Source organism: Streptomyces sp. NPDC060198 (assembly GCF_042728415.1).
GTDB lineage: Bacteria > Actinomycetota > Actinomycetes > Streptomycetales > Streptomycetaceae > Streptomyces.
This window is the reverse complement of sequence record NZ_JBHWZJ010000572.1, coordinates 1-3,048: the sequence shown is the minus strand read 5'-3', so window position 1 is coordinate 3,048 and position 3,048 is coordinate 1. Positions and strand designations below refer to the sequence as shown.

Annotated in this window: 2 protein-coding genes; both read left to right on the top strand. The window is 75.0% G+C overall.

Translation table 11 applies throughout. The annotated features are described in order from the left end of the window. Nucleotides 1-94: 94 nt before the first annotated feature. A complete protein-coding gene (locus ACFWEP_RS33595) occupies nt 95-1,075 on the top strand; it encodes a hydroxyacid dehydrogenase (RefSeq protein WP_387375929.1) in 981 nt (326 codons plus the stop codon). After that, complete coding sequence (locus ACFWEP_RS33590; protein ID WP_387375927.1) at nt 1,072-3,012, top strand: DUF2264 domain-containing protein; 1,941 nt, start codon at nt 1,072-1,074, stop codon at nt 3,010-3,012. The genes ACFWEP_RS33595 and ACFWEP_RS33590 overlap by 4 nt, the downstream gene beginning before the upstream one ends. Nucleotides 3,013-3,048 lie beyond the last annotated feature (36 nt).

The following is a 3,048-nucleotide window of genomic DNA, read 5'->3' as shown; positions in this document are numbered from 1 at the left end:
GCGATGACGTGGGCGTCCCCGCTCTCGTACCAGGAGAGACATGCACAGTTCCGCTTCCCCCCGTACGTCCCGCCGGCCGCGTGCCGTGCTCGCCATGAAACCCGACGCGGCGGCGGCGGTGCTCCTGCCGGAGGCTCTCGTCGCGCTCGGCGAGGTCTGCGATCTCGCGCCGGTGCCCGCCCTGGACGACTTCACCACCGACCGGGCCCGCGCGGCCCTGGCCGACGCGGAGATCCTGGTCACCGGCTGGGGCTGCCCGCCGATCGACGAGCGGGTGCTCGCGGCGGCTCCCGCGCTGCGGGCCGTGGTCCACACGGCCGGCTCGGTACGCGGCCTCGTCACCGACGCCTGCTGGGCACGCGGGATCGCTGTGTCCTCGGCCGCCGCCGCCAACGCGCTTCCGGTGGCGGAGTACACCGTCGCCATGATCCTGCTCTCCGGGAAGCGGGTGCTGGAACGCGCACGGGAGTTCCGCGTCACGCGGGCCCGGACCGACATGCTGCGCACCCCCCACGACGTCGGCAACTACCGCCGCACCGTGGGCATCCTGTCCGCCTCGCTGATCGGACGGCGGGTGATCGAGCTGCTGCGCCCGTACGACCTGCGGGTGCTGCTGCACGATCCGTACGTGTCCACCGAGGAGGCGGCGTCGCTCGGCGTCGAAGGGACCGGGCTCGCCGAACTCTTCGCCCGCAGCGACGTGGTGAGCGTCCACACCCCGCTACTGCCCGGCACCCGCGGGCTCGTCAGCCGTGAACTGCTCACCTCCATGCGGCCGGACGCCACGTTGATCAACACCGCGCGCGGCGCGGTCGTCGACCAGGACGCCCTCACCGACGTACTCCGCCAGAACCGCATCCGCGCGGTCCTCGACGTCACCGACCCGGACCCGCTGCCCGCCGGCCACCCGCTCTGGGAGTGCGAGAACGCGCTGATCACCCCGCATCTCGCCGGGTCCGAGGGCAACGAGTGGCGGCGACTGGCCGATCTGGCGACCGGTGAGGTCGCGCGCTGGGCCGCGGGCGACGGTTTCGCCCATCCCGTACGACCGGAAAGGCTGGCCTTCCTCGCATGACCACCGCCCCCCTCTCCCTCCCCTTCCGACTCCCCCGCGACGACCGCTCGCTGAGCCCCCGCACCGGTTACACCCGGGCGCACTGGGAGGCCGCCGCGGACGGTCTGCTGCACGCGGCCTGGCAGTGGGCGACCCCCGGCCGGGCGATGCTCGACCTGCCCGGCCGCCCCTCGGGTTCCGGGGTCCGCTCCGACGGGCTGGAGGGGTACGCACGCACGTTCCTCGCCGCCGCGTTCCGGGTCGCGGGCGCCGGGGGCGAGGACCCGCACGGCTGGCTGGACCGGTACGCGGACGGTCTCGCCGCCGGTACGCGTACCCCCGGGCGCGACGACACCGAGTCCTGGCCGCGCATCCGCGACCACACCGTCTTCGGTCAGCCGATGGTGGAGTCGGCGTCCGTCGCCCTCGGCCTGCGGCTGACCCGCCCGTGGCTCTGGGACCGGCTCGACGGCCCCGTCCAGGACCGCGCCGAGGAGTGGCTGCGCGGGGCGCTGCGGCACACCCCCGCGCCCAACAACTGGTACCTCTTCCCCTTCACCGTCGCCGGGTTCCTGGAGTCCGTGGGCCGGGGCGACGCACAGACCGCGCGGGTACGGGCCCGCGCGCTGGACCTGCTGGAGGGGTGGTACCGGGGCGACGGCTGGTACGCGGACGGGGACGGGCGCGCCTTCGACCACTACAACGGCTGGGCGCTGCACCTCTATCCGGTGCTGGACGCCCATCTCTCGGGCGACCGGGAGCTCCTCGCGCACTACGGCGGCAGGCTGCGCGAGCATCTGGAGAGCTTCTCCCTGATGTTCGGCGCGGACGGGGCGCCGCTGCACTTCGGGCGTTCCCTCGCCTACCGGTTCGCGGCGGGCGCGGCGGTCGGCATGGGCGCGGTCTCCGGGCACACCCCGCTCTCCCCCGGGGTGTCCCGGCGGCTGGTCAGCGGTTCGCTCCGGTACTTCCTGGAGCACGGGGCCACCGGCGAGGACGGGCTGCTGAGCCTGGGGTGGCACGGTCCGCACGGGGCGACCCTCCAGCACTACTCGGGTCCGGCGTCGCCGTACTGGGCGTCGAAGGCGTTCGTCTCGCTGCTCGCCCCGGCGGACCACCCGCTGTGGACCGAGCCGGAGGAGCCCGCACCGAGCGAGGGCCCCGACCGGGTGCTGTCGCTGCCGGCGCCCGGGCTGCTGGTGCAGTCGACCCGGGCGGACGGGATCGTCCGGCTGCACAACCACGGCAGCGACCATGTCCGCCCGCACGAGGGCGAGTCGGCGGCGGAGGCGGACCCGCACTACGGGCGGTTCGCGTACTCCACGGCGACCGGTCCCTCCTCGCCGGTGAACGTGGCGGACAACCATCTCTCCGTCCGGGTCGGCGCCGCCCGTAGCGTCCGCCGCCGGATCCACCCCCTGGGAGCCGGGCACGGGGACGGCTGGGGCTGGGCGGCCTCCTGGCACATGCCGGTCTTCCCCGGGCAGCCGCCGGCCGTCCCCGGACTGCGGGTGGAGAGCGTCACCTTCGTACGGGGGCGTTACGAACTCCGGGTCCACCGGCTCCTCGGCGTCCCGGCGGGTGCCCGCGTCGAGCAGACCGGCTGGGCGACGGCCCCGGACGCGTCGCCGCGCTCGGTGCTGCACGGGCTGTACGGCTGGGAGTCCGCGGAGGAGGTGCGCGCCCCGCAGGGCACGGCGTACACCCGGTGGGCGGTCATGCCCCGGCTGACCGTGGACGCCGAGGGCACGGCTGTGCTGGTGGCCCTGGCCTCGCTGACCGGTGAGGCGGACCCGGCTCCGGTGGGCACGGCGGTGAGCGGGGTGAACGTGGCGGCGGACGCCCGAGGTGCCGGGGACACCGTGGAGGTGGCCTGGTCCGAGGACGGGGCGGTCACTCGGATCGGCTTCGACACGGGTGCCGCCGCCTCCGTGTCGGTGGAGCACGGCACACGGTGACCGGATGGACGGCCGGGTGCGGCGGCGGGTTCCACC